Below are 25,816 nucleotides of genomic sequence, written 5' to 3' on the forward strand. Positions count from 1 at the left end.
CAGCCGCCGGCTCAGCCCAAGCCGTTGTTCACCTTCAGCACCTTCGCCACTTCATCGATGATCCGCCGCGGGTCGGCGCCGTCCTGGTAGAACATCACCTGATTGCCCAGCGGGTCCACCAGGTAAAAGCCCTGGTTGCCCGCCGGCAGCGCCTGAGCGGAAATATGAGGCAGCCTGTGCGGAACATCGTCCATCGCCGCCGCCCGCGGCGACACCAGCAGCGCCACCCGGGTCAGCCGGGATGCCGCCTCTCCTTGCGCCCGTTCAATCTGCCGCATCGCATACCAGCGCTGCCGGCAGCGGTTATGGCAGTCCGCGCCCAGCACCGAGGCCAGCACCCACTTGCCGCGCGGCCACTCCGGCTGGCCGGACGCGGCGAAGGGATGGGTGGGCAACAACTGGCCGTAGCTGCGTCCGCCTCCCGGCGGCAGCAGCGCATAGGCCAGCCACGCCGCCACCACCGGCGCCAGGCATAGCAGGGCCATCGCGATCAGCGCTCTTTGTCCGCGCTTAATGGACTTCATGTCGGCGTCTCCACATCAGCCAGCTCAAGCCGGTCAGGCAAAATCCCAACAACAGCCACTGGATGGCGTAGGCGTAATGTCGATCCGGCATGAACTCCGGCACCACCGGCCAGTGCAGCAGCGGGTCGGGAGAGTTCTCCAGCACCACCACGCCCTGGAACCAATGCCCGGGATAACGGCGGCGCAGCGCCGCCTCGTCCACCTCGTCCACCGGTCCCGCCGTACCCTTGGCCGCGCCGGACAGGACGAAATGATGGGGCGTCGGCATCCGGTAGCCCTGCGGCTGAATCTGTTCCGGCGGAAAGTCAGGCATTTTGGCGCCGTCCACCAGCCATCCCAAATCCAGCAACACCAGTGAACGGTCCGGCCCCTGCCGCCAGGGCTGCAGGATGCGGCGGCCGCTCTGGCCGCCCAGATAGCTGTTGCGCAGCTCGATGACCGGTCCGGCCGGCTCGCCCTGCGCCAGCCGCACCCGGGTGAAGGCCGGCGGCGGCTCCGCCTCCCGGTACACCAAGCCAACCGGCGCGGTGCTCATCGCGCTGGTCAGCGAGCGCATCAGCACTTCCTTGTCTTGACCCCGCTGCCACTGCCATACTGCCAATGCATAAGGCAATAAGGTGATCAGCAGGAGCAGCAGCCATAGCGTCCGCTGCCACCCTGGCCGGCGCTGCTTCTTTTCCGAATCGGAATGTGTGGAGGATACGGTCATGAAACTCGTCATCCTGTTCTTGCTTGTCTGCATCGTCCTGGCGTTGTTCTGGGGGCTGACCGGACTGCTCAAAGCCGAGCATGGCTCCCAACGTCTGGTCAGATCGCTGACCCTGCGGGTCGGGCTCTCCATCGGCCTGTTCCTGTTATTGCTGCTGGGCGCGCTGTTCGGCTGGTGGCGCCCGCACCAGGTTTGACTGCCGCCCCCCGTTCATAGCCAGTAAACGAAGATGAACAGCAGCAGCCATACCACATCGACGAAGTGCCAGTACCAGCTGGCCGCCTCGAAGGCGAAATGCTGGCTGGCGTCGAAATGCCCGTTCAACGCGCGCAACCACACCACCAGCAAGATGATGGAACCCAGCAGCACGTGCAGGCCGTGGAAGCCGGTCAGCATGAAGAAGGTCATGCCGTAGGCGCCGGAAGCCAGCGTCAGATGCAGCGTGGAAAACGCATGGCCGTACTCGTGCAGCTGCAGCGTCAGAAAAGAGAAGCCCAGCAGCACCGTCAGCAGCAATCCCAGCTTGAATTGCTCGCGCTTGCCTTGCAGCAGCCCCCAGTGCGCCCAGGTGACGGTGGCGCCGGAGCTGAGCAGGATCAGCGTATTGAACGCCGGCAGCCCCCAGGCCTCCATCGCCTGGTAAGCCTCGGTGATGCCCGGCCCGGTGGCCAGCGGCCACGACGCCTGGAAGTCCGGGTACAGCATCTTGTAGTCCAGCGAGCCCAGCAGCGGCACCGACACCGTACGCACCCAGAACAGCGCGCCGAAGAAGGCGCCGAAGAACATCACCTCGGAAAAGATGAACCAGCCCATCCCCCAGCGGAAGGACATGTCCTCGCGCCCTAGGTAAACGCCATGGCGGCTTTCGCGGATCACATCGCCGAACCAGCCCACCAGCATGAACACTAGGATCAGGAAGCCCAGCCCCAGCGACAGCTTGCCCAACAGCAGGCCGTTGACCGCGAAAGCCGCGCCCAGCCCGATGAAGAACAGCGCCACCGCCCCCACCATGGGCCAGCGCGATGGCGGCGGCACGAAATATCGGTCCTGCTCGGCGACGGACGCCATTTGCTCAGTTGACATGTCTTCCTCCTAGCTGGTCACCCAGGACACCACCAACAGCAACAGCGCGATCAGCCCCGCCATCAGCAGCAGGGCCGTCGCGATCAACTGCCACGGCTTCAAGATCTGATCCACCCTGGCCGCGGAACCCTTGCGCACGCCGATGAAAGCGCCCAGCACCGCCCGCACTCCTTGCACCCAGCTCATGACTTGCCTCCCTGCCCCGGCACATCGAACACGGTGTAAGCCAGCGTGATGCTGGCGATCGAGGCCGGCAGCTTGCGGTCGATCACGAACACCACCGGAAAGGTGCGGGTCTGTCCCGGCAGGAAACGCTGCTGGGTGAAGCAGAAGCACTCCAGTTTCTTCACATACTGCGCGGCCTCGCCGGGCAGGTAGCGCGGCAGCGCCTGGCCGACCACCTCGTGCGGGCTGGCATTGGTGATCTGGTACTGCACCTGGACGAAGGTGCCGGGTTTGACCTTCAGATGCCTGGTCAGCGGTCTGACCTGCCATGGCAAGCCCGCCTGCACCGTGGCGTCGAAGGTCATGTCGACTTCGGCGCCGCCGGCCGCCAGGTCGCCGCTGGACAGCTCGTCCGCCTTCACCACATCGTTCAGGCCGGTCTGCTCGCAGACGATCCGGTACAGCGGAATCATGCCCCAGGCGAAGCCGAACATCAGCGCGGCGATCACCATCAACCGCCCCATCAGGCGGAAGTTGCGGCGCTGCGTCCTGGCGGCCGTGTCCATTGCGTCATCCTCAATGCGCGCGCGGCTCGCCTGGCAGGTGGGACAGGATCACGCCGTTCTCCCCGACCTCGAGCTTGGGCGCCTGCTCGAAGCTGTGGTAGGGCGCCGGGGTCGGCAGCTCCCACTCCAGCGTGTTGGCGCCCTCCCACGGCCTTTGCGGCGCGACCGCGCCGTGCCGCAGCGAATGCAGGATGTTGTACAGGAAGATCAGCTGGCCCAGGCCGAACATGAAGGCGCCGACGCTGGCGATCTGGTTGAATTCGGTGAACTGCAGCGCGTAGTCGGGAATCCGCCGCGGCATGCCCGCCAGCCCGAGGAAGTGCATCGGGAAGAAGGTGACGTTGAACCAGATCATCGACCACCAGAAATGCAGCTTGCCCAGCCTCTCGCTGTACATCCGGCCGCTCATCTTGGGAAACCAGTAATAGATGGCGGAGAACAGGCTGAACAGCGCGCCGGCCACCAGCACATAGTGGAAATGCGCCACCACGTAGTAGCTGGCGTGCAGCTGGATGTCCACCGCCGCCACGCTGAGGGTGATGCCGGACAGCCCGCCGATGGTGAACAGCAGGATGAAGCCGATGGAGAACAGCATCGGCGTCTCGAACGTCATGCTGCCTTCCCACATGGTGGCGATCCAGTTGAACACCTTTACCCCGGTGGGCACCGCGATCAGCATCGTCGCGTACATGAAGAACAGCTGGGCGGTGGCCGGCATGCCGGTGGCGAACATGTGGTGCGCCCACACCATGAACGACAGCACGCCGATGGAGCTGGTGGCGTAAACCATCGAGGTGTAGCCGAACAGGGGCTTGCGCGCGAAGGTCGGAATCACCTGGCTGACGATGCCGAAGGCCGGCAGCGCCATGATGTAGACCTCGGGGTGGCCGAAGAACCAGAACACATGCTGGTAGAGAATGGGGTCGCCGCCGCCGGCGGCGTTGAAGAAGTGGCTGCCGAAGTGGCGGTCGGCCAGCACCATGGTCACCACCCCGGCCAGCACCGGCATCACCGCGATGATCAGATAGGCGGTGATCAGGCTGGCCCAGGCGAACATCGGCATCTTCATCATCGTCATGCCCGGCGCCCGCAGGTTGAGGATGGTGACGATGATGTTGATCGAGCCCATGATGGAGCTGATACCCAGAATGTGGATGGCGAAGATGGTCATGTCCATCCCCACGCCCATCTGGGTGGACAGGGGCGCGTACAGCGTCCAGCCGGCCGCCGCCGCGCCGCCCGGCACCGCGAACGACAGCAACAGCAGCAGCGCCGCCGGCGGCAGCAGCCAGAAGCTCCAGTTGTTCATCCGCGCGAAAGCCATGTCCGGCGCGCCTATCATCAGCGGCAGCATCCAGTTGGCCATGCCGGTGAAGGCCGGCATGATGGCGCCGAACACCATGATCAGGCCGTGCAGCGTGGTCAGCTGGTTGAACAGCTCCGGCTGGAAGAAGCGCAGGCCGGGGCTGAACAACTCGGCGCGTATGCACAGCGCCAGCACGCCGCCGGACAGGAACATGGTGAAGGAGAACCACAGGTACATCGTGCCGATGTCCTTGTGGTTGGTGGCCATCAGCCAGCGTGCGATGCCGTGCGGCTTGCCGTGGTGGGCGCCGCCGGCGTGGGTGGTTTCTGCGATTGCCATGACGTCTCCTTATGCCGCTTTGCCGCGCGCGGCCTTCACTTCTTTGGGCTGCACCGCCTGGCCGGTATGGTTGCCCCAGCTGTTGCGCTCGTAGGTGATCACCGCCGCGATGTCGGTATCGGACAGCTGCTTGCCCCAGGCCGCCATCGCCGGGTTCTTCTTGCCGCCGAACAGCACGATCTCGATATGGGCGGCCTTGTCGCCGGTGGCGATGGGCGAGCCGTCCAGCGCGGGGAAAGTGCCGGGAATGCCCTTGCCGTTGGCCTGATGGCAAGGAATGCAGTTCTGGGTGTAGATCTTCTCGCCGCGGGCCTTCAGGTCCTCCAGCTTCCACACCTTGTTGGGATCGTCGGCGCTGGCCGCCATCTGCTTGATCTTGGCCTCGCGCCACTTGGCGTAGTCGTCCGGCGACTTGGCCACCACCACGATGGGCATGAAGCCGTGGTCCTTGCCGCACAGTTCCGAACACTGGCCGCGGTAGGTGCCCGGCTGTTCTATCAGCATCCAGCTGTCGCGCAGGAAGCCGGGCACCGCGTCCTGCTTGACGCCCAGCTGCGGCACCCACCAGGAGTGGATGACGTCGTTGGCGGTCAGCAGCAGGCGGATCTTGCGGTTGGTCGGCACCACCAGCGGCTCGTCCACCTCCAGCAGGTAATTGGCCGGCCGCGGGATCTTGCCCTCTATCGCCTCGCGCGGCGTGGACAAGTGGCTGACGAAGCCGAAGTTGTCATCCAGATAGTCGTAGCGCCACTTCCACTGGTAGCCGGTGACCTTGATGGTCATGTCCTCGTTGCGAGTGCCTTTCTGGGCCAGCACCGCCCGGGTGGCGGGCAGGGCGATCAGTACCAGGATCAGCAGCGGCACCACGGTCCAGATGATTTCCACCGTGGTGTTTTCGTGGAACTGCTTGGCCTGGTGCCCGGCCGACTTGCGGTGGCGGATGATGGAGTACAGCATCACCAGGAACACCACGGCGAAGATGACGCCGGTGATGATCAGCAGCAGGGTGTGCAGATGGTATTCGGTGCGCGCCAGCGGGGTGACCGGCGCCTGCAGGTTGAATTCCGCCGCCGCCGCGCTTTGCGCGGCCAGCAGCAAACAGCACAGAATGCGCAAACAAGACATGTCGCCCCCCTGGTGGTCAAATGACCGACACAATGAAATGCATGCACAGCCGCCGGTTAGGCCCGGCATGCTTTCATCGTAGGAGCTAAGTCAGGAAAAACAAGAAGCTGTCATGACGCGGCGCAATGCCGCGGGACAAGAGGATAAGCCGCGGCCTGAACGCTGCCGCCGCAGCCGATCGGGCCCGTTGCGGCACAGCCATTCGCCGGGCGGCGCGCGCCGCCGCGTCGGCATGCCAGGCCTCGGGCCATCCGGCGGCGCGTTTGGACGCGGCCCGCCAACATGCGCCTGCTGGCCGGAGTGACAGGCCGGATGCGAGTCGCACAGCGGCCGTCATCGCCTAGCCATGGGGTCAGCGGCGCTTGCCGTCGGCCAGCCCATCCGCCAGCGCGGGCAGTTCCTTGAGAAAGGCCTCGCGCGAGCGCACGCCTGGGGTGCCCGGCAGTTTGCCATCGTCCTGGATCAGGCGGGCGAATATCAGCCGGCGCTCTCCCTGCTCGGCCCAGCCGACGAACCAGCCATACGGGTGCGCCAGATCCTGCTTGCCGTTCCGCAGCCAGGGGTAAGCCATGCCGGTTTTGCCGCGCACGTTCCAGCCGCCGGGCAGCGCGGTTTGTTCGACGATGCTGCGCGCCAACCGTTGCGCCTCTGGCGAGGCCGGCAGCCGGTCGTGCAGCAGATTGTCGAGGAAAGCCACTTGCTCCAACGGCGACACTTTCAGCGAAGAGCCGATCCAAGCCCGCTCCAGGCCATTGTTCTTGCCGGGATCGCCGGAGAAATCGGCATTGCCGTAGCCGAATGCCCGCACGTAGCGGCCCAGCGCCTCGGCGCCCAGGCGGTGGGTAATCTGCTGCGAATACCACACTACCGAATATTTCAGCCAGCGCGTCGGATCGGTGTCCTGCCGCCACGCCTCGCCGCCCCAGTCGACATAACCCTGGCGGTAGGGCAGCGCCGGCGCATGCTCGCTCTTGAGAAAGCCGGCATCGTATCCCATCACCGCCAGCGGGATCTTGAATGTGGACGCCGGCGAGACGCGATCGCGGCAATCGCCCTGCTGCAGCAGGATGGCGCCGCTGTGGCCATCGGCCACCGCCGTGCAAATCGTCTTGGCCTGGGCTGGCGCGAGGGCGCAGACGGCTGCCAGCCAGCCTGCCGCCAGCGCGATCGGGTGCTTCATTGAATTTCCTTGTCCGGATGATCAGAGTAGATATCTGTCAGCCAGCCGGCGCGGATGTTCCCGACGCCGCGGCGAATCATGGCTGGTACGGGATTTCCAGCAGCATCGGCGCCGGGATATGGCGCTTGAGGGTTTCCAGATTCTCGTCATACGCGGCCTGCCGCGGCTGCGGACAATTGGCCACCCAGCCGGCCAGCGCCAGGCCGCTGCCCTGGATGGCGCGCGCCGTCAGCAACGCGTGGTTGATGCATCCCAGCCGCATGCCCACCACCAGGATCACCGGCAGGGCCAAATCCCGCGCCAAATCCTCCATGAACAGCGCATCGGTCAATGGCGCCAGCCAACCGCCCGCGCCTTCGACCAGCACGATGTCGGCCTGCGCCGCCAGTTGCTCATAATGCTGGCGGATGCGCGCCAAGTCGATCTCCACTCCCGCCTGGCGCGCGGCGATGTGCGGCGACACCGGCGGCAAAAAGCGGTAGGGATTCATCAGCTCCAGATCGGTTTGCCCAGTGGCGGCGGTCAAACGCGCCACATCGTCGTTATGCCAGCGGCCATCCGGCAAAATCTCGCAACCGGACGCCACCGGCTTCATCGCCAGCACCGATCTGCCTTGCCCCCGGTAATGGCGGATCAGCTCGACTGCGGAATGGGTTTTGCCGATCTCGGTATCGGTGCCGGTGATGAAATAGCCCTGGCTCATTGCGGTATGTCCTGTGGTGAAACCGCCGGAAAACGGCGAAACAGCGGCAGTTCTACACCAGCGCGCGCCAGTCTTCCAGTATTTCCACCATCGATTCGCCCGCATCCACCCTGACATTCACCCCCAGCGGCAGGGTGAGCATCGGGTGGGTATGGCAGCAGTCGAAGTCGGCGAGTATGGGCAGCGGCAGGCCATCCAGCACCTCCAGCAGAATGTAGGACGGTCTGCGGCCAGTGCCGCAATCATCGAAACCCTCATGCTTGCCCAGCAAAACCGCGCCGGCTTTGTCGAATATCCCGGCCAGCTTCAGCATGGCGAGGTTCTTCTCCACCGTGGCCGCATCTTTCAGGCCATCCTCCAACAACAGGATGTCCCCTTGGCGGATAGGCGGAAAATATTCGCTGGCGAGAAAGCCGTACAGCGTATTGAGATTGCCGCCTATCAGGCGGCCCTCAGCGCGGCCAGGTTGAATGCAGCGCCACTGGTTGGCTTGCAGCGTCTTGGGCCGATCCTGGCTCTCCCACGGCAGACGTTCATCGCTCCAATGCGCGGGCATCCGCAATGCGTATGGATAGGACGGCTCCCCCATCGCCAATGCTGCAAAAGCCCGCCAGGTCTCCTCCACCAGCGGCGGAAACTCGCCCAGCGACGCGACCAGCGCAGGGCCATAAAAAGTCGGGACTCCGGTTTTCGCATACAGGGCCAGCAGGATCGCGGTGGCGTCGGAATAGCCGACCACGATCTTGGGATCGCGGCGGAAGGCGTCATAGTCCAGATAAGGCAGCATCGCATTGCTGTTGCTGCCGCCAATGGTGGACATGATGCAACGCACCTCGGGGTTGCGCAGCAAGGCATTGAACTCCGCCGCCCGCTCGCGGGCGCTGCCGGAACGGTAGCCGTCGTCGGCGCCGGTCAACGCGCCGGGCAGGAAACGCAATCCCTGCCTGCCGACAAACTCCACCGCGCGCCGGTAACGCGCCGGCTGCCTCGCCGTGATGGGAAAAGAAGGACTGAAACAGGCGAGCATATCGCCCGGCTGCAAATGACGCATCGCGCTGTCTCCGGATAGTGGCATAAATCCTAGGTCTAGCCACAAGCAATAACCCGAACGTCATGCAAGAATCAAGCTCCACAACTAATCTATGACAGAGAGGAGCCGGATATGAACGAAAACGAAGCCTTCGCGACGCTGGCCGGCATGGGCATCATGATGCTGGTGGTCGCGGGCGCGCTGGCGCTGGCGGTCAGCATCTTCTACTACCTGACGCTGCACCAGACGATGAACGCGATCAGCGAGGTCAACCGGCCGCTGGCCGGCGGCCTGGTCTGGCTGGCGCTGATCCCCTTCGTCGGCGTGATCTGGTACATGGTCTACATCATCCTGCTGTCCAACGCGCTGAAACGGGAGGCGGCGCAACGCGGCCTGCCCGGCGACGGCGCCGCCGGCGTCAGCCTGGCTCTGGCCATCCTGCTGGCGCTGTGCTTCGTGCCCTACGCCAACCTGATCGCGGTGATTCCCGCCATCGCGCTGTGGGTGATCCACTGGGCGAGGATGGCCGGCTACCGCAAGCTGCTGCAGGCGGCGCAGCCGGCATTGGCGACCTGATGGCAGCGCCGGCGGCATGGCAACGCCGACCTCGTGGGTCGGCGCTGTGCCGTCTGCCTTGTGAGCCGTGGCGCAATAGGTTGGCCGGATAGGCCTGCGGATTTCACGCGGGATGGAGTGAAAGCCTGTTCGGTCTGGCAGGGCGGGCCGGCGGGCGCAACGACAAGAACGGGATGGAAAACCTTGCCGCCTCCCCCGGTCCGCGCTGCCGCGCCGGGAAATCGAAAAATCAGACTATGGCCTGGGCGTGCACCTTCACTTCGCTGGAGAGCTTGTTCAGCGCCGACAGATAGGCCTTGGCGCTGGCGACGATGATGTCGGTGTCGGCGCCCTGGCCGTTGACGATGCGGCCGTCCTGCTGCAGGCGCACGGTGACCTCGCCTTGCGACTCGGTGCCCTTGGTGATGGCGTTGACCGAATACAGCTGCAGCTCGGCGCCGCTGTGGGCGATGCTTTCTATCGCCTTGAACGCGGCGTCCACCGGGCCGGAGCCGCTGGATTCGGCATGGCGCTCCTGGCCGCTCTCGGCGAACACGATGCTGGCCTGCGGCGCCTCGCCGGTTTCGGTGGCGATGCGCAGCGACACGAACTTGTAATGCTCCTGCTCGATCGCCACCATTTCGTCCGACACCAGCGCGTGCAGGTCTTCGTCGAAGATCTCGCGCTTCTTGTCGGCCAGCTCCTTGAAGCGGGCGAAGGCGGCGTTCAGCGCCTCTTCGCTGTCCAGCACGATGCCCAGCTCGGCCAGCTTGGTCTTGAAGGCGTTGCGGCCGGACAACTTGCCCAGCGTCAGGCGGTTGGCGCTCCAGCCCACCGACTCGGCCGACATGATTTCATAGGTTTCGCGGTGCTTGAGCACGCCGTCCTGGTGGATGCCGGACTCGTGGGCGAAGGCGTTGGCGCCGACGATGGCCTTATTCGGCTGCACCGGGTAGCCGGTGACAGTCGACACCAGCTTGGATGCCGGCACGATCTGGGTGGCATCGACCGCGCTGTCGACGCCGAACACGTCGCGGCGGGTCTTCACCGCCATCACGATTTCTTCCAGGCTGGCGTTGCCGGCGCGCTCGCCCAGGCCGTTGATGGTGCACTCCACCTGGCGCGCGCCGCCCAGCACCGCGGCCAGGCTGTTGGCCACCGCCATGCCCAGATCGTTGTGGCAATGCGCCGACCACACCACCCGGTCGCCGCCCGGCGTGCGGGCGATCAGCTCGCGGAAGAAAGCCTCGGTCAGGCGCGGCACAGCGTAGCCGACGGTGTCCGGCACATTCAGCGTGGTGGCGCCGGCCTTGATCACTTCGCCGAAGATGCGGGCCAGGAAGTCGATGTCGGAGCGCAGCGCGTCCTCGGCGGAGAACTCGACGTCGTCGGTGTATTCGCGGGCGATCTTCACCGCCTTCACCGCCGCGTCCACCACCTCGTCCGGACTCATCCGCAGCTTCTTTTCCATGTGGATGGGGCTAGTGGCGATGAAAGTATGGATGCGGCCGCGCGCGGCCGGCTTGATGGCTTCGCCGGCGGCGCGCACGTCGCGCTCGTTGGCGCGGGCCAGGCTACAGACGGTGGATTCCTTGATCACCTCGGCGATCGCATGGATGGCGTCGAAGTCGCCCGGGCTGGCGGCGGCGAAGCCGGCCTCGATGATGTCCACGCCCAGCCGCTCCAGCTGGCGCGCGATGCGGATTTTCTCTTCCTTGGTCATCGATGCGCCCGGCGACTGCTCGCCGTCGCGCAAGGTGGTGTCGAAGATGTAAAGACGATCGCCCATATTGATAGCTCTCCCTGCTCCCTGTGCCGGCTCGCCGACCAGATAGTCGTTGAAATCAAAGCGCCTGCCCTGGCCGGCGGCCAGCTGCGCCAGTCGGCTCAGCTGCGCCAGCGGCAGGCTGCCGCGTTCCCTCCATTTGTATATCGCCGCCCGGCTCACCTGCTCGTCTGGGAACAACCGGTTCAATTCATCCGCCAGCCGCCCCGGCCCGCCGAAGTCCGCCACCAGTCGTTCTATATCCACTTGCATCGATGTGCTCCTGCAGCATGTTTTACACCACACTAACCAGAGAAGGACATGTCGTCAAATTTAATGCCAGATTTCTGTGTAAAATTCGTCACACCCAATGTCCAAACTACACAAATTAGACATTTAGTAGAATAAATCGGCAATTAGCTATCGAAAACCACCGCCTCCGTTAGCGCTTCCGCCCGTGGACAGCCGATTCGACTGGCGCCGCGCGCCATGCCGTCTCGACAATTGCGCCGCAACATGAATTCAATTAGCATTTGATTATCAAAAACATTATGTTTAACGACTGGTAGCAGCCGGCCCGCCGGATGCTGCGCCGCCCATACCAACTCATAGAGACTGATCGATGCGAAAGCTTGCCTGCCTTGTACTGATGGGAATGCCGCTGATGGCCTGCGCGGAAGGAAACGACGGCCAGACCGGCGGCGGTTTTTCCGGATCGCTGGGCTTGGGCGTCGGCTATTACCGGGTGGAAACCAATTTCTTCAAAACCCCCAGCGATGACCAGCGTTCGATTTCCAGCCTGAATTCATCCCCGGCGACGCAGCATTACGTCACCGGCGTGCCGTCCGCCAACCTGCGCTACGCGCTGCCCGGCAGCGGCACCCAGCTGTTCCTGAGCGTGGAGCCGCTGGCTACGCTGGGCGAGGGCGGCGGCCTGCAAGCCGGCGTGCGCCAGACGCTGCCGGGCGCCGGCACCCTATCTGCCGCGCTGAAATACGACCAGGCCAGCGTCTGGCGCGACCCCTACGCGCTGAATACCGAGCGCAGCGACGACAAGCTGAAAACCTACGGCTTCGCGTTCGGCTGGCACGGCATCATGGAAACGCCGTTCAGCGCCAGCTTCAGCTACGGCAAGGTCAAGATGAACCAGGAGCAAAGCGGGCAGAACCTGGGGCTGTCGGCGGCGAACCAGGCCCTGCTCGACCGCAACGGCAAGCAATACGGCGCGCAGCTCGCTTACACGCTGAAACTGGATCCGGCCGGACAGCAAAGCCTGAGTCCGGCGTTGATTTATGTCCGCAACGATCTGGACGGCAAGGCGATGAGCACCACCCGCAGCGGCCTGCAACTGGCCTATGCCTACAAGGGCGACCTCAATGAGCTGAGCGCCGCGCTGGCCATCGCCCGCACCGGCTACCAGGCCGGCAATCCGATTTTCGCCGGACGCAAGGCCGACAGCGACGACTACCTGCTGACCGCCACCTACACCCGCAAGCAGCTGTTCGGCGCCAAGGCCTGGTCGGCCTTCGTCAGCGGCGTGTATGGCCAGTCCAATTCCGACATCAGCTTCTTCGACGCCCAGGCCCGCGCGCTCAACGTCGGCATCGGCTACCGCTTCTGACCCGCTACCGGCCGCAGCCCGGCGCCAGTCCGGACTGCGGCCGCGCCCCGCCTCAAACCGGCAATGCGCAACGCCATGCGTTATAATCCGCCGTTTACATTAAATATTTTGAGAACGCCCGTGTCCGAGCGCCTGTTTGTATTGTCCCAGCACGTGATGCCCAAGCTGGCCCTCACCCGTTTCGCGGGATGCGTCGCCGGCTGGAAGGGCGGCAGCCTGACCACCGCGCTGATCCGCCGCTTCATCGCCCGTTACAACGTGGACATGAGCGAAGCGCAAAACAGCGACCCGGCGTCCTACGCCAGCTTCAACGATTTCTTCACCCGCGCGCTCAAGCCCGGCGTCCGCCCGCTCGCCGACGCGCGACAGGTCTGCCCGGTGGACGGCGCGGTCAGCCAGTTGGGGGCGATAGACAACGGCCGCATCTTCCAGGCCAAGGGCCGCGACTACAGCGCCACCGCGCTCTTGGCCGGCGACGCCGAGCTGGCCGCCCGCTTCGCCGACGGCCACTTCGCCACCATCTACCTCAGCCCGCGCGACTACCACCGCATCCACATGCCCTGCGCCGGCCGGCTGCTGGAAATGACTTACGTGCCGGGCGAGCTGTACTCGGTGAACCCGGCCACCGCCCGCGGCGTGGATAGGCTGTTCGCGCGCAACGAGCGCGTGGTGTGCCTGTTCGAGGACGAGCAGGGGCAGCCGTTCGTGATGGTGCTGGTGGGCGCCACCATCGTCGGCAGCATGGCCACCGTCTGGCACGGCGTGGTCAATCCGCCGCGCCGGCCGGCGCTGGAGAAATGGGATTACCGCAGCCAGGACATCCGCCTGGCCAAGGGCGAGGAAATGGGCCGCTTCCTGCTCGGCTCCACCGTGGTGCTGCTGTACCCGGCCGGCCCGCTGCGCTTCAACCCGCAATGGCAGCCCGCCAGCCCGGTGCGGCTGGGCGAGAAAATGGCCGACTGAGCCAACTCCACAACGGCGCGCCAGCGCCGTTTTTTTGCGCCCGGCAGCCCTGCCACGTCCCTGTCATCCGCGAACTGCGGCCCTGCTTACGTAAAAATAACTATCAAGTAGGAATACTTGATTGCCTATCCAAAAATGACAAGGCACGCCCGGCTCATGCCGCCGGGTCGGCAATCGATCAACGCCGGAGGCAGCCATGCACATCACCGATGTTTTGCGCAAAACCATCCACAACCCCGCCACCTGGAGTCAGCAGGAGCTGTACGACAATCTGCAGGCCGCGGTGGACGTGGAGCTGTGGACCATCCCGCTGTACCTGACCACCCTGTATTCGATGCAGGGCTTGAACGCCGACGATCAGCAGGCCTATCCGGGCGTGGCCAAGCTGATCGAAAGCGTGGTGATCCAGGAAATGCTGCACCTGGAGCTGATTTCCAATCTGTGCAACGCGCTGGGCTACGCGCCGCGATATCCATTCCCCAGCAATGAAGAAACCGAGGGCATTCCCTTCCTCAAACCCGACGTGCCGCCGCAATACGCCGGCTATCAAGTCAAGCTGGGGCCGCTGGACATCAACCAGCTCAAGCTGTTCTGTGTGATCGAGTTGCCCGAGCCGCCCGGCAAGCCGGACTGGAACAAGCAAACCCGCTACAACTCGATAGGCGAGCTGTACCAGGCGCTGGAAATCGCCGTCAAGGTGCAGTGGAAAGACCTGTACGTCGGCGCGGCCGCCAACACCAAGCAACAGGCCAACTTCACCGACTACGCGCAGAAAAACCAGCACGGCGCCGGTTTCAGCCAGACCATCAACAGCCTGGAGCAGGCGCTGGCGGCGATGCAGGCCATCGTCAAACAAGGCGAAGGCAACCGCGCCACCGCGGAAATCCCGCTGCGCGACCAGCCGCCGGCGGAAAATCCGGCCAATTACGACCCCAGCGATTTCGATCCGGCGCAGAGCCATTTCCTGAAATTCAATGAAATCCTCGACATCCTGCGCCTGGGGCTCACCCCCTGGATTCCCGCCGTCTACCCGCTGATTCCCCGCCCCGACAAGCAACAACTGGCGGAGCAGGAAATGGCCCAGCGCCAATTGCAGGCCGGCTTCCGCGCCTTCATGGCGCAACTGCAAACCGGCTTCAACACCGCGCAGCCCAATCAGCAAATGCCGGGCAGCTTCTACAACAGCATGTTCAATCTGCAGAACCTGATCACCGCGGTCTGGCAAACCGGCGCGGTGCCGGCCTTTCCCAGCGAGTGAGCCGGCCAGCCGCCGCCATGAAAAAAGCCGGGCATCGCCCGGCTTTCTGTTTGCCAACCCGTAAACCGATGGGTCAGTTCTTGGACTGGTCCACCAGCTTGTTATTGGCGATCCACGGCATCATCGCGCGCAGCTCGGCGCCGACCTTCTCGATCGGGTGGGCGGCGGTCAGACGGCGGCGGGCGGTCATGGACGGGTAGTTGGTCTTGCCTTCCAGGATGAACATCTTCGCGTATTCGCCGCTCTGGATGCGGTACAGCGCCTTCTTCATCGCTTCCTTGGTGGCGGAGGTCACCACTTCCGGACCGGTCACGTACTCGCCATACTCCGCGTTGTTGGAGATCGAGTAGTTCATGTTGGCGATGCCGCCTTCGTACATCAGGTCGACGATCAGCTTCAGTTCATGCAGGCACTCGAAGTAGGCCATTTCCGGCGCGTAGCCGGCTTCCACCAGCGTCTCGAAGCCGGCCTTCACCAGCTCGACGGCGCCGCCGCAGAGCACGGCCTGCTCGCCGAACAGGTCGGTCTCGGTTTCCTCGCGGAAGTTGGTTTCGATCACGCCGCCCTTGGTGCCGCCGTTGGCCGCGGCGTAGGACAGCGCCACGTCGCGCGCCTTGCCGGATTTATCCTGGTAGACGGCGATCAAGGTCGGCACGCCGCCGCCCTTCAGGTATTCGGAACGCACGGTGTGGCCCGGGCCTTTCGGCGCCACCATGATCACGTCGACATCGGCCGGCGGCACGATCTGGTTGTAGTGGATGTTGAAGCCGTGGGCGAAGGCCAGCGCCGCGCCCTTCTTCAGGTTGGGGGCGATGTCCTTGTGGTAGACGTCCGGCTGCGATTCGTCCGGCAGCAGGATCATCACCACGTCGGCCTTCTTCACCGCCTCGGCCACTTCCTTGACCTTGTGGCCGGCCGCTTCGGCCTTCTTCCACGACGCGCCGTCCTTGCGCAGGCCTACGATGACGTCGACGCCCGATTCCTTCAGGTTCTGCGCGTGGGCATGGCCCTGCGAGCCGTAGCCGATGATGGCCACTTTCTTGCCCTTGATGATGGAGAGGTCGGCGTCTTTGTCGTAATAAACTTTCATTTCTTTGTCCTTGGTATTGGTTTGCCAAGGGGCTTGCAGCCCCCTGCTTAAATTTTCAGAACCCGTTCGCCTCGACCGATGCCGGATGCGCCGGTACGGACCGTTTCCAGGATCACTGTGCGGTCCACCGCCTCGATAAAGGCGCCGAGCTTGTCGCTCGTACCAGTCAGCTCGATGGTGTAGGTCTTTTCCGTCACGTCGATGATGCGGCCGCGGAAGATGTCGGCCATCCGCTTCATCTCCTCGCGGTCCTTGCCTACGGCGCGGACCTTGATCAGCATCATCTCGCGTTCGATGTGTTCGGATTCGTTGAGGTCTATCACCTTGACCACCTCGATCAGCTTGTTGAGCTGCTTGGTGATCTGCTCGATGACTTCGTCGGAACCGTGGGTGACGATGGTCATCCGCGACAGCGTCGGGTCCTCGGTGGTGGACACTGTCAGCGAATCGATGTTGTAGGCGCGGGCCGAAAACAGCCCCACCACGCGGGACAAGGCGCCCGCTTCGTTTTCCAGAAGTATGGATAAGATGTGTCGCATGCCGGCCGCCTTAGCACATATTGCCGTAGTCACGGTTGTTCTCGAAAGGCACCTGCTGGATGTCGCGCATGTGCGGCGGCAGGTCCATCTCATCCAGCCCCTTGCCGTTCTGGATCATCGGGAACACGTTTTCCGACTGGTCGGTGCGGAAATCCAGGAACACCAGACGCTCCTTCAGCTTGTCGCTGAACGCCTCGCGCAGCACCGGCTCGACGTCGGCCGGGTTCTCCACCTTGAAGCCGACGTGGCCGTAGGCCTCGGCGATCTTGACGAAGTCCGGCAACGCGTCCATGTAGGACTCGGAGTAGCGGGTGCCGTAGAAGAACTCCTGCCACTGCCGCACCATGCCCAGGTAGCGGTTGTTCAGCGCCACCACCTTCACCGGGGTGTGGTACTGCTTGGCGGTGGACAGCTCCTGGATGTTCATCTGGATCGAGCCCTCGCCGGTGATGCAGGCCACCTGGGCGTTGGGGTTGGCCAGTTGCGCGCCGATCGCCGCCGGCAGGCCGAAGCCCATGGTGCCGAGGCCGCCGGAGTTCAGCCATTGCTTGGGGCGGTCGAACTTGTAGTACTGCGCCGCCCACATCTGGTGCTGGCCGACGTCGGAGGTGATGATGGCCTGGCCGCCGGTGATCTCGTACAGCTGCTGCACCACCATCTGCGGCTTGATCAGCTCGCTGGACGGCGTATACAGCAGACAGTCGTGGCCGCGCCATTCCTCAATCTGCTTCCACCACTGGTTCAGCGCCGAGCCATCCGGCTTCTGGCCGGACTGCTTCAGCTGCTCCAGCATTTCCTTCAGCACCAGCTTGACGTCGCCGACGATGGGTATGTCGGCGCGCACGCGCTTGGAGATCGACGACGGGTCGACGTCGATGTGGATGATCTTCTTGGGACGGCCGAGGAAATGCGACGGCACGCTGATCACGCGGTCGTCGAAACGCGCGCCGATGGCTACCAGCACGTCGCAATGCTGCATCGCCATATTGGCTTCGTAGGTGCCATGCATGCCCAGCATGCCGAGGAACTGGCGGTCCGAGCCCGGATAGGCGCCCAGGCCCATCAGCGTGTTGGTGCACGGCAGGTTCAAGGAGCGCACCAGCTCGGTCACCTCGGCCTCGGCGCGGCCCTGCACCGCGCCGCCGCCGACATAAATGAAGGGACGCTTGGCCTCAAGCAGCAGGTTGACTGCCTTCTTGATTTGTCCGCTGTGCCCGCGGGTGGCCGGCACGTAGGAGCGGATGTGCACGCTTTCCGGGTAATGGAATTCCGCGCGCTGCTGGGTGATGTCCTTCGGGATGTCCACCACCACCGGGCCAGGCCGGCCGCTCTTGGCGATGTAGAACGCCTTCTTGATGGTGGCGGCGATCTCGTTCACGTCCTTGATCAGGAAGTTGTGCTTCACACAGGGACGAGTGATGCCCACCATGTCCACTTCCTGGAACGCGTCCAGGCCGATGGCCGGCGACGGCACCTGGCCGGAGATCACCACCATCGGGATGGAGTCCATATACGCGGTGGCGATGCCGGTGACGGCATTGGTCGCGCCGGGACCGGAGGTCACCAGCGCCACGCCCACCTTGTCGCTGGAGCGCGAGTAGGCGTCGGCGGCATGCACCGCGGCCTGCTCGTGCCTGACCAGCACGTGTTTGAACTTGTCTTGCCGGAAGATGGCATCGTAGATTTCCAGTACCGCGCCGCCCGGATAGCCGAATACGAATTCGGCCCCCTCTTCCTGCAGGCAGCGGACTACTATTTCGGCGCCCGATATCTGCATATCGCCTCTATTTCATGTTGATTTCATCCCGTTTGCTCAAAGACCTTAGCGTATTGCTCAAACCATGGTCAAGCGATTTTGTGCAGGTGCAAAAAAGCGCTAAATCACGGTTATTTCAGGAGAAAAACTCGTACTAGCCTAGCGATTCCTGCTCTGTTACCATCGCAGGTTGGCATCAACCTGAAACGCACAGATGGCAAGCCGCAAGGAAATGGCCGACTTTCTGCAGTCGGTGGAAAAACGCGCCTTCAAGCAGGCGCTGTACGCGGTGCGCCAGGAAGACAATGCGCTGGACATCGTGCAGGACTCGATGATGAAGCTGGCCGACCGCTACGCGCACGCGCCTGCCGACGAACTGCCGCTGATCTTCCAGCGCATCCTGCAGAACACCATCCGCGACCACTACCGACGCAGCAAGGTGCGCAGCTTCGTCAGCACCCTATTGTCCTCGCTGATCCCCACCCATGCCGAGGACGACAGCCCGGATCCGCTGGAAACCCTGGACGTGGCCGCCGACGAGGCGCACACCAATCCTGAGCAGTGGTACCAGCGCAAGGAAGTGGCGCAGATGATAGACGCCTCCCTGCAGCTCCTGCCCGCCCGTCAACGCGAGGCCTTCCTGCTGCGTTACTGGGAAGGACTGGATGTTGCCGAAACCGCCCAGGTGATGGGGTGCTCGGAGGGCAGCGTGAAGACGCATTGCTCGCGCGCCAACCACACCCTGGCCGCCATTCTTGCGCAAAAGGGAGTACTGCTATGAATCACGCCAACGATAGCCAAGGCGACCATTTGCCGTCCCACATCACCCGCATTCTGGACACCCCCACCGCCGAACCCACCCACGCCCAGATGGAGCGCCTGAAAGTCGCCCGCGCCCGCGCGCTGCAGCGCTTCGACCAGCGCGCCGCCGAACACATCAGCCTGCAGGAAAGACTGGCGATCTGGGCACAGCGCCATACGCTGCTGCTCAAGCGCGGCGGCGCCGCGCTGGGCTTCGCCGTGGTCACCGGGGCCGGCCTGATGCTGCTGGACGGCCTGCTGGTGGAGAGCGAAGCGGTCGACGCCGCGGTGCTGTCGCAGGACCTGCCGCTCAACTCCCTGCTGGAGCCCAATTTCAGCCGGGGGCTGCATGAGTAAGACCAGACGCCTGGCCTGCTCGCTGGGCCTGGCCAGCCTCTTCGCCGCCGCCTTGGCGCAAGCTTCTCCCCTGGCGGATCCCCGCTGGGATCAATTGAACAGCGAACAGCAGCAGGTGCTGTCGCCGCTGGCGGCGGAATGGAACCGTTACGCGCCCAACAAGAAGCAGAACCTGCTCGCCATCGTCCCCCGCTTCATCGACCTGCCGCCCAAGCAGCAGCAAAGAGTGCGGCAGCGGCTCAAGGCCTGGTCGGAGCTCAGCCAGCCGCAACGCGACGAGATCCGCGCCAACTGGAAAAAATTGCAGCAGCTGCCGCCCGAGCAGCGCGAGCGCGTGATGCGGCGCCTGCGCGAGGGCGGCGCCAAACCGGAAACCCCGCAATAAGATGAACGACTTTCCCGTCCCCAGCCTGCTCCGCTGCCTGGCCAGCCTGTGCTACGAAACGCTGGTGCTGGTCGCCATCATGCTGCTGGTCGGCGCCGCGCTCACGCCGCTGCAGTTGGTGCTGGGCCAGGATTCGGCGCTGCTGCACGCGCTGATCCAGCTGGGCGTGGCCGCCGCGCTGTTCGCCTATTTCGGCTACTGCTGGACCCGCAGCGGCCAGACCGTGGCGATGAAAACCTGGCATATCCGCCTGGTGGCGGCCGATGGCCGGCTGCTTGGCTGGCAGCAGGCGCTGATGCGCTTCGCCATCGCCGCCATGCTGTTCGTCGGCCTGCCGGTGGTGTCCTACCTGGGCTGGCAACGCAGCTACGGCGACCATCCCGCCGTCAAATGGCTGGCGCTGATCTGGTGGCTGCTGCCTTTCCTCGCGCGCTACTACGACAAGGACAAGCGCCATCTGCACGACCGCCTGGCCGGCACCCGCCTGCTGGTGCTGCCCAAGCCGCCGCGCCGCTAGTCATCCCCGCAATTGCGGCGCGTCGGCCGCGAAGTCCAGCAGCGCGTCCAGCACCGCCCGCACCCGCGCCGGCAGCGCGCGCCGCTGCGGCCACACCGCGTAAACCGGCCGGGCGGCGATCTCCCACTGCTCCAGCACGCGCACCAGCCGCCCTTCCGCCAATTGCCGGTGGCAGATGCTGAGCGGGCTGACCGCGATGCCGGCCCCCGCCTCCGCCAGGCGGCGCGTCAGCAGCATGTCGTTGGCCTGCAAATCGGGCTCCGCCGGCCAGGCGGCCTCCTCGCCGGTTTCCGCATGCCGCAGCCGCCAACGCTCAAACGGCTCGGCCAGCAGCAAGCGGTGCGCCGCCAGATCGGCCGGCCGCTCCAACTTGCCGTGCGCAGCCTGATAGTCCGGCGCCGCCACCAGCATGGTGCGCACCATGCCGACCTTGCGCTGCCGCAGCGCGGCGTCCGATTGCTCCCCCACCCGCAGGGCCAGATCGGCCATGCCGCTGTATAAATCATCCAGGCTGTTGTTCAGCTTCAATTCCAGCTTGAGCCGCGGATGCTCGCGCAGCAGGCGCGTCCACACCGGCAGCAGCATGTCGTTGGCCATGCTCAGCGGCGCCAGCAGCCTCACCACGCCCTCCACCCGGTTCAGCATTCCATCCAGCGCGGCCGTTTCCCGCCGCAGCGCCGCCAATAGCGGCTTGCAGCGCTCGTAGTATTGCCAGCCCTCGTTGGTCGGCGCCAGCCGGCGCGCGCTGCGGTTCAGCAGCTTGCAGTCCAGGCCCGCCTCCAAGGCCTGCAGGCGGCGGGTCAGGGTCGGCGCCGGCATCCCCAGCCGCTTGGCCGCCGCGTTCAGGCTGCCGGCATCCACGATCGCCACGAATAGTTCCAGATCATCCAGCATGATTGCAAAAACGGAATTTGAGATTGATTTTTTGATTCTATTTTCATAATCCATGTTTGGCTAGACTGCGTTCATCCAATCGAAACCAGCCAAACCATGAACCCGACGCCGCGCCCACGCCTGCCCCTTTCGACGCGGATGCCGCTGGGCCTGGCCGCTGCCGGGGCGCTTCGATCCATCCGCCGACGGCGCTTCGGCCCATCACGCAACAGGAGCAAGACCATGAGAGTCGATTACACCCAACTGTCGCCCAAGGCTTACCAAGGCCTGCTGGCCTGCAAGAACGCGCTGGCGGAAAGCCCGCTGGGCCTGCCCTTGATCGAATTGGCGTATTTGCGGATCGCCCAGCTCAACGGCTGCGTGTTCTGCCTGAAACTGCACAGCCATGCGCTGCGCCGCAGGGGAGAAAGCCAGGAGAAGCTCGACGCGCTGGCCGGATGGGATGTGGCGGAAGAAAAGCTGTTCACGCCGCGCGAAAGAGCCGCCATCACCTGGACCGAGGCAGTCACCCGCATAGGCGAAAGCCGCGCGCCGGACAGCGTCTACCTGCCGCTGCGCGAACACTTCAGCGACGCGGAGATTTCCGACCTGACGCTGGCCATCGCGCTGATGAACGCCTTCACCCGCGTCGCGGTGGCGGTGCGGCAGTAAGCTTCAGCCTGAATGGGCCGGGTGCCACACCAGCACCCGGTTCGCCGCCGGCAGCCATGCCCGCAGCGTCAGCAAGGCCTGTTGCCGGGCCGCGTCTTCGGCAGCCGCCGGAGACAACGCCAGCAAGTCCAGCGCCTTGCGGCAATCGCCCAGATCATGCCATTGCCAGCGGCCGCCCTGCCACGGCGCGAACAGGTTCAGCCAGTAAGTGGCCGGGTCGATGTCCTGCAGCACATTGCCGCTGAAGGGCAGATTGATCTGCGGCGCGAAAATCCAGAACCAGGGAAAAGGCATGCGGCCTCCATGCGGAAGGCGGCAGGCCCGGATGGCCGCGCCGCCTCCGCTTGGTATAAGGCCGCGCGCGGCCAGGCGAAATACGTGCAAACACGATGCGCGGCGCTTATCCACAGCTTTGGCCATGGCGCGGACTTATCCACAAAAAGGCGCAGCCGCCTCGCCTGGCCCCGCGCCCCAGCCCGATTTACGCCGCGCGGCGGTACACCTCGCGGCCGGCGACATAGGTGGCCGCCACCGCGCGGTCGTCGCCCAGCATCATCTGCACGAACAGAGCCTCCGACAAGTCGCGCGCGTAGCGCATGCGGAAATCCAGCAGCGGGGTGGAGCGCAGGTTCAGCACCGCCAGGTCGGCCTCCATGCCGACCGCCACGCTGCCCACCTTGTCGGCGATGCCCAGCGCCTCGGCGCCGCCGCGGGTGGCCAGATAGAAAGCCTGCGCGGCCGACAGTGGCTTGCCGTGGCTTTGCGCCGCCATATAAGCGGCGTTCATCGTCTGCAGCATCGAGAAGCTGGTGCCGGCGCCCAGGTCGGTGCCCAGCCCCACCGCCACCGGCCGGTCGCCCAGCACGCAGCGGCGCAGGTCCAGGCTGCCGGAGCCGAGGAAGAAATTGGAGGTCGGGCAATGCGCCAGCGAGGCGCCGCTGGCGTGGAACATCTCCAGCTCGGCGTCGGACAAATGAATGCCATGGCCATAGACCGCGCGCGGCCGCAGCAAGCCGTAGCGCTGATAGACGCTGGCGTAATCGCGGCAGCCGGGGAACAGCGCTTTGACCCAGGCGATCTCGTCGAGGTTTTCCGAGATGTGCGACTGGATCGGCACGTCGGGAAACTCCGCCGCCAGCGCGCCCAGCATTTCCAATTGGCCATGGCTGGACGTCGGCGCGAAGCGCGGGGTGATCACGTATTCGGCGCGGCCCCGGCCGTGCCAGCGCTGGATCAGCGCGCGCGAATCCTCATACGCGGTCAGCGGCGTGTCCAGCAGGGCGTCCGGCGCGTGGCGGTCCATGCACACCTTGCCGGCCAGGATGCGCAGGTCTATCCGCGCCGCTTCCTGCAACAGGATCTCCACCGAGGCGGAGTGCACGGTGCCGAACACGCAGCCGGTGGTGACGCCGTTGCGCAGCTGCTCGGACAAGAACACCTGCGCCACTTCGCGCGCGTGCACTTCATCGGCGAAGCCCTGCTCGGTGACGAAGGTGTAGTGATGCAGCCAGTCCAGCAGCTGCTCGCCGAAGGCCGCCATCATCTCGGTCTGCGGATAATGGACGTGGCAGTCGATGAAGCCCGGCAGGATCAGGTGCTCGGGGTAATGCGTCAGCCGGACATCCGGCGTCAGCGTCGGCAACAGCTTGGCCGCCGGGCCGCATGCCGCGATGCGGCCGTTTTCCATCACCACCAGCGCGTCGCGCTGGAATGCCAGGCTGTCCTGCTCGGCCTCCCGGAACGGGTTGCCCCGGAAAGTCAGCACATCGCCGCGTACCGCTGTTTTCAAGCTTCGCTCCCGCCGCGTCAGGCGGCCTTGTCGCGCCGGTGCGGAAGCCGCGGCGCATTTATCTTCACATAAAGAATCTTCATGTATAAATATAGCCGCGTTTCACGCCTCTGGCAAATCCGCCGCCGCGGCGCAAGCGCCAAAGCGCTGATCTTCAACAACTTGTCTTTAGATGAAGATAGTATATTTTCAAGTCGTGATACTCTTGCGCCCGAACCCGTTTGCCGCGTTTACCTTTGGATCAGGAACCAGCAGCATGCAGCAAGTACCAGACCAGATTGACCGTATCGTCGCCCTGTGGAACGAGGTCCGCCCCGACCTGGACACCTCGTCCACCCAAGTCATCGGCCGCATCGTGCGGATGGAATACTTCATCACCCGCCGGGTGCTGCAGGACTTGTCCCGGCACAATTTAAATGTAGGCGAATTCGACGTGCTGGCGGCGCTGCGCCGCGGCGGCGAGCCCTACCAGCTGTCGCCCAACCAGCTGCAAGGCATGGTGCTGATTTCATCCGGCGCGCTGACCAACCGCATCAACCGGCTGGAAGAAGCCGCGCTGGTCAGCCGCTCGCCCGATCCGGACGACCGCCGCGGCGTGATCGTCACCCTCACCGCCAAAGGCCTGCAGGTGATAGAAGACGCCGCCGGCCACCACCTGGCGGCGGAGGCGGAGCTGATGGAAATGCTGGACGCCGACGAGCGCGACACGCTGGCGCGGCTGCTGAAGAAGATGCTGCAGGCGCAGGAAGACTGATTCCGCGAACAGGCCGCCCCCGGGCGGCCTTGATTTCGCCCTTCGCCCGGCAAGGCGACGCCACGCCGCTCACCCCAAGAGCAGCGCGCAGTTGGCGGCCAATATCAGCCAGAACAGACCCCAGCCGCAGACGACTACCCAACGCAGGGCGGCGTGCGCGCCCATCAGCGCCCGGTCCCCGGTCATCCGCAGCAGCGGCCACATCGCCAGCGGCAGCTGCAGGCTCAGCACCACCTGGCTCCACACCAGCAGCGGGCCGACGGCACTCTCCCCCCACCAGCCGATGCCTCCCGCCGCCGGCAGCAAGGCCAGCGCGCGGGTGATCAGCCGCCGCTGGTAGCACGGAATGCGGATCTTGAGGAAGCCGTCCATGATCACCTGGCCGGCGACGGTGCCGGTCAAGGTGGCGCTTTGGCCGGCGGCCAGCAAGGCGACGCCGAACAGCAACGCCGCCAGCGAGCCGGCCAGCGGGCGGATCAGTTCGTGGGCGTCGGCGATGTCGGCCACCGCGGTATGGCCGGCGGCATGAAAGGCGCTGCCCGCAAGCACCAGGATGGCGCCGTTGACCAGCATCGCCAGCAGCAGCGAGGCGATGGTGTCGATCCGGCACAGCAGCAGCGTCTGCCGCAACGCGCCGTCTCCCCCCTCCACCCGCCGGGTCTGCACCACCGACGAATGCAGGTACAGATTGTGCGGCATGATGGTGGCGCCGACGATGCCCAGCGCCAGCACCACGGCCTTGTCCATGTCGTGCGCCGGCAAGCTGGGCGCCAGGCCGGCCGCCACCGCCGGCCAATGGGTATCCAGCAGCGCCAGTTGCGCCAGAAAGCACAGGGTGATGGTGGCGATCAGCCCCAGCACGATGGCCTCCAGCTGGCGAAAGCCCCGTCCCTTCAGCCCCAGCACGATCAGCGTGTCGAACGCGGTCAGCGCCACGCCCCACAGCAGCGGCACGCCGAACAGCAGTTTGAACGCCAGCGCGCAGCCCAGCACTTCGGCGACGTCGCAGGCGACGATGGAGACTTCGGCGCTCAGCCAGTGAAGCAGGCGGCCGGCGCGGCCGTAGCGCGCGGCGCTGGCCTGCGCCAGGTCCATGCCGGTCACCAGCCCCAGCCCGGCCGCCAGCATCTGCAACAGCATCGCGGCGATGCCGGACAGCATCACCACCCACAGCAGCTGGTAGCCGAAGCGCGAGCCGGCCTCGATGTCGGTCGCCCAGTTGCCCGGGTCCATATAGCCGACCGCCACCAGCAGGCCGGGGCCGGCGAAGCGGCGCAGGCGCTGGCTGAACGAGGCGCGCGCGTCTATGCGTATGCTGCCGTTGACCTCGGCCGGGCAGAACGGCGCGGTGGCGGTGGTGGGGAGGGAGAACATGGGGGCCGCGGGGAGAG

29 protein-coding genes are annotated in these 25,816 nt (G+C 64.9%); 11 read left to right on the plus strand and 18 right to left on the minus strand.

What is annotated here, in order from left to right; translation table 11 throughout:
• Positions 1 to 11 precede the first annotated feature (11 nt).
• Positions 12 to 524, minus strand: a complete 513-nt coding sequence (locus tag MY55_RS07010; RefSeq protein WP_047236578.1) for a hypothetical protein — start codon at positions 522 to 524, stop codon at positions 12 to 14.
• On the minus strand, positions 511 to 1,233 hold the full coding sequence (locus MY55_RS22590) for an SURF1 family protein (protein ID WP_052258221.1): 723 nt from the start codon (positions 1,231 to 1,233) through the stop codon (positions 511 to 513). The genes MY55_RS07010 and MY55_RS22590 overlap by 14 nt, the downstream gene beginning before the upstream one ends.
• On the opposite strand from MY55_RS22590, the gene MY55_RS07020 reads away from it, so the two are divergent.
• Entirely contained in the window at positions 1,232 to 1,429 is a 198-nt protein-coding gene (locus MY55_RS07020; RefSeq protein ID WP_043578367.1) for a DUF2909 family protein, read from the plus strand. The genes MY55_RS22590 and MY55_RS07020 overlap by 2 nt on opposite strands.
• A 14-nt stretch (positions 1,430 to 1,443) precedes the next feature.
• On the opposite strand, the gene MY55_RS07025 is transcribed toward MY55_RS07020, so the two are convergent.
• From MY55_RS07025 to MY55_RS07055, 8 genes are all read right to left on the minus strand, one after another.
• Positions 1,444 to 2,316, minus strand: coding sequence for a cytochrome c oxidase subunit 3 (locus MY55_RS07025; protein ID WP_326912745.1), 873 nt, complete (start codon positions 2,314 to 2,316; stop codon positions 1,444 to 1,446).
• Positions 2,317 to 2,325: 9 nt separating this feature from the next.
• Positions 2,326 to 2,502 carry a DUF2970 domain-containing protein gene (locus tag MY55_RS22595; protein WP_076098003.1) on the minus strand — a complete coding sequence of 59 codons (177 nt, stop codon included), beginning with the start codon at positions 2,500 to 2,502 and terminating at the stop codon, positions 2,326 to 2,328.
• On the minus strand, positions 2,499 to 3,047 hold the full coding sequence (locus tag MY55_RS07030) for a cytochrome c oxidase assembly protein (RefSeq protein ID WP_065202155.1): 549 nt from the start codon (positions 3,045 to 3,047) through the stop codon (positions 2,499 to 2,501). The genes MY55_RS22595 and MY55_RS07030 overlap by 4 nt, the downstream gene beginning before the upstream one ends.
• Positions 3,048 to 3,057: 10 nt before the next feature.
• Positions 3,058 to 4,692: a cytochrome c oxidase subunit I gene (gene ctaD / locus MY55_RS07035; RefSeq protein ID WP_047257722.1), complete on the minus strand. Its 1,635-nt coding sequence runs from the start codon at positions 4,690 to 4,692 to the stop codon at positions 3,058 to 3,060.
• A gap of 9 nt (positions 4,693 to 4,701) precedes the next feature.
• On the minus strand, positions 4,702 to 5,817 hold the full coding sequence (gene coxB / locus MY55_RS07040; RefSeq protein WP_043578353.1) for a cytochrome c oxidase subunit II: 1,116 nt from the start codon (positions 5,815 to 5,817) through the stop codon (positions 4,702 to 4,704).
• Positions 5,818 to 6,169: 352 nt separating this feature from the next.
• A complete protein-coding gene (gene blaOXA / locus MY55_RS07045) occupies positions 6,170 to 6,997 on the minus strand; it encodes a class D beta-lactamase (protein WP_065202156.1) in 828 nt (275 codons plus the stop codon).
• A gap of 76 nt (positions 6,998 to 7,073) precedes the next feature.
• Positions 7,074 to 7,700 (minus strand): dethiobiotin synthase, encoded by a 627-nt coding sequence (bioD, locus tag MY55_RS07050; RefSeq protein WP_043578344.1) that lies wholly within the window; start codon positions 7,698 to 7,700, stop codon positions 7,074 to 7,076.
• Between the two features lie 52 nt (positions 7,701 to 7,752).
• Positions 7,753 to 8,751: a S66 family peptidase gene (locus MY55_RS07055; RefSeq protein WP_099049613.1), complete on the minus strand. Its 999-nt coding sequence runs from the start codon at positions 8,749 to 8,751 to the stop codon at positions 7,753 to 7,755.
• Between the two features lie 111 nt (positions 8,752 to 8,862).
• On the opposite strand from MY55_RS07055, the gene MY55_RS07060 reads away from it, so the two are divergent.
• Positions 8,863 to 9,306, plus strand: coding sequence for a hypothetical protein (locus MY55_RS07060; protein WP_043578338.1), 444 nt, complete (start codon positions 8,863 to 8,865; stop codon positions 9,304 to 9,306).
• Positions 9,307 to 9,535: 229 nt separating this feature from the next.
• Here the strand turns inward: MY55_RS07060 and MY55_RS07065 are convergent, their stop codons facing one another.
• Entirely contained in the window at positions 9,536 to 11,323 is a 1,788-nt protein-coding gene (locus MY55_RS07065) for a 2-isopropylmalate synthase (RefSeq protein WP_043578335.1), read from the minus strand.
• Between the two features lie 349 nt (positions 11,324 to 11,672).
• Between MY55_RS07065 and MY55_RS07070 the strand changes: the two genes are divergently transcribed.
• From MY55_RS07070 to MY55_RS07080, 3 genes are all read left to right on the plus strand, one after another.
• Entirely contained in the window at positions 11,673 to 12,671 is a 999-nt protein-coding gene (locus MY55_RS07070; RefSeq protein ID WP_080509358.1) for a DUF2860 family protein, read from the plus strand.
• A 120-nt stretch (positions 12,672 to 12,791) separates the two neighbouring features.
• A complete protein-coding gene (gene asd / locus MY55_RS07075) occupies positions 12,792 to 13,634 on the plus strand; it encodes an archaetidylserine decarboxylase (protein ID WP_043578328.1) in 843 nt (280 codons plus the stop codon).
• A gap of 196 nt (positions 13,635 to 13,830) precedes the next feature.
• Positions 13,831 to 14,892: a ferritin-like domain-containing protein gene (locus tag MY55_RS07080; RefSeq protein ID WP_065202158.1), complete on the plus strand. Its 1,062-nt coding sequence runs from the start codon at positions 13,831 to 13,833 to the stop codon at positions 14,890 to 14,892.
• Between the two features lie 73 nt (positions 14,893 to 14,965).
• Here the strand turns inward: MY55_RS07080 and ilvC are convergent, their stop codons facing one another.
• From ilvC to ilvB, 3 genes are read right to left on the minus strand one after another with little or no spacing between them, the layout of a single operon-like run.
• A complete protein-coding gene (ilvC, locus tag MY55_RS07085) occupies positions 14,966 to 16,021 on the minus strand; it encodes a ketol-acid reductoisomerase (protein WP_279625437.1) in 1,056 nt (351 codons plus the stop codon).
• Between the two features lie 8 nt (positions 16,022 to 16,029).
• Entirely contained in the window at positions 16,030 to 16,521 is a 492-nt protein-coding gene (ilvN, locus tag MY55_RS07090) for an acetolactate synthase small subunit (protein ID WP_011134142.1), read from the minus strand.
• 10 nt (positions 16,522 to 16,531) lie between these two features.
• The gene (gene ilvB / locus MY55_RS07095; protein ID WP_047244077.1) at positions 16,532 to 18,298 is read right to left on the minus strand and encodes a biosynthetic-type acetolactate synthase large subunit; all 1,767 of its coding nucleotides are present in this window, start codon (positions 18,296 to 18,298) and stop codon (positions 16,532 to 16,534) included.
• 193 nt (positions 18,299 to 18,491) lie between these two features.
• Here ilvB and MY55_RS07100 point away from each other — a divergent pair, with 193 nt between their 5' ends.
• Genes MY55_RS07100 through MY55_RS07115 form a run of 4 tightly spaced genes read left to right on the plus strand, consistent with a single transcriptional unit; the run spans position 18,492 to position 20,337 of the window.
• The gene (locus tag MY55_RS07100) at positions 18,492 to 19,058 is read left to right on the plus strand and encodes an RNA polymerase sigma factor (protein WP_043578319.1); all 567 of its coding nucleotides are present in this window, start codon (positions 18,492 to 18,494) and stop codon (positions 19,056 to 19,058) included.
• Positions 19,055 to 19,435 carry a DUF3619 family protein gene (locus MY55_RS07105; protein ID WP_043578316.1) on the plus strand — a complete coding sequence of 127 codons (381 nt, stop codon included), beginning with the start codon at positions 19,055 to 19,057 and terminating at the stop codon, positions 19,433 to 19,435. Before MY55_RS07100 ends, MY55_RS07105 begins: the two co-directional genes overlap by 4 nt.
• Positions 19,428 to 19,820 (plus strand): DUF3106 domain-containing protein, encoded by a 393-nt coding sequence (locus tag MY55_RS07110; RefSeq protein ID WP_043578313.1) that lies wholly within the window; start codon positions 19,428 to 19,430, stop codon positions 19,818 to 19,820. The genes MY55_RS07105 and MY55_RS07110 overlap by 8 nt, the downstream gene beginning before the upstream one ends.
• Position 19,821: 1 nt before the next feature.
• Entirely contained in the window at positions 19,822 to 20,337 is a 516-nt protein-coding gene (locus tag MY55_RS07115; RefSeq protein ID WP_043578310.1) for an RDD family protein, read from the plus strand.
• On the opposite strand, the gene MY55_RS07120 is transcribed toward MY55_RS07115, so the two are convergent.
• Entirely contained in the window at positions 20,338 to 21,231 is an 894-nt protein-coding gene (locus MY55_RS07120) for a LysR family transcriptional regulator (protein ID WP_043578307.1), read from the minus strand.
• A gap of 222 nt (positions 21,232 to 21,453) precedes the next feature.
• Between MY55_RS07120 and MY55_RS07125 the strand changes: the two genes are divergently transcribed.
• A complete protein-coding gene (locus tag MY55_RS07125) occupies positions 21,454 to 21,882 on the plus strand; it encodes a carboxymuconolactone decarboxylase family protein (protein WP_043578304.1) in 429 nt (142 codons plus the stop codon).
• A 3-nt stretch (positions 21,883 to 21,885) separates the two neighbouring features.
• On the opposite strand, the gene MY55_RS07130 is transcribed toward MY55_RS07125, so the two are convergent.
• Both MY55_RS07130 and guaD read right to left on the minus strand, forming a co-directional pair.
• Positions 21,886 to 22,176: a hypothetical protein gene (locus MY55_RS07130; protein ID WP_043578302.1), complete on the minus strand. Its 291-nt coding sequence runs from the start codon at positions 22,174 to 22,176 to the stop codon at positions 21,886 to 21,888.
• Positions 22,177 to 22,363: 187 nt separating this feature from the next.
• The gene (guaD, locus tag MY55_RS07135) at positions 22,364 to 23,671 is read right to left on the minus strand and encodes a guanine deaminase (protein WP_065202160.1); all 1,308 of its coding nucleotides are present in this window, start codon (positions 23,669 to 23,671) and stop codon (positions 22,364 to 22,366) included.
• A 256-nt stretch (positions 23,672 to 23,927) separates the two neighbouring features.
• Here guaD and MY55_RS07140 point away from each other — a divergent pair, with 256 nt between their 5' ends.
• Entirely contained in the window at positions 23,928 to 24,425 is a 498-nt protein-coding gene (locus MY55_RS07140; RefSeq protein ID WP_043578296.1) for a MarR family winged helix-turn-helix transcriptional regulator, read from the plus strand.
• Between the two features lie 69 nt (positions 24,426 to 24,494).
• Here MY55_RS07140 and MY55_RS07145 read toward each other — a convergent pair whose 3' ends face one another.
• Complete coding sequence (locus tag MY55_RS07145; protein ID WP_065202161.1) at positions 24,495 to 25,799, minus strand: Nramp family divalent metal transporter; 1,305 nt, start codon at positions 25,797 to 25,799, stop codon at positions 24,495 to 24,497.
• Positions 25,800 to 25,816 lie beyond the last annotated feature (17 nt).

The sequence above is a fragment of the Chromobacterium subtsugae genome, from assembly GCF_001676875.1.
Lineage (GTDB): Bacteria > Pseudomonadota > Gammaproteobacteria > Burkholderiales > Chromobacteriaceae > Chromobacterium > Chromobacterium subtsugae.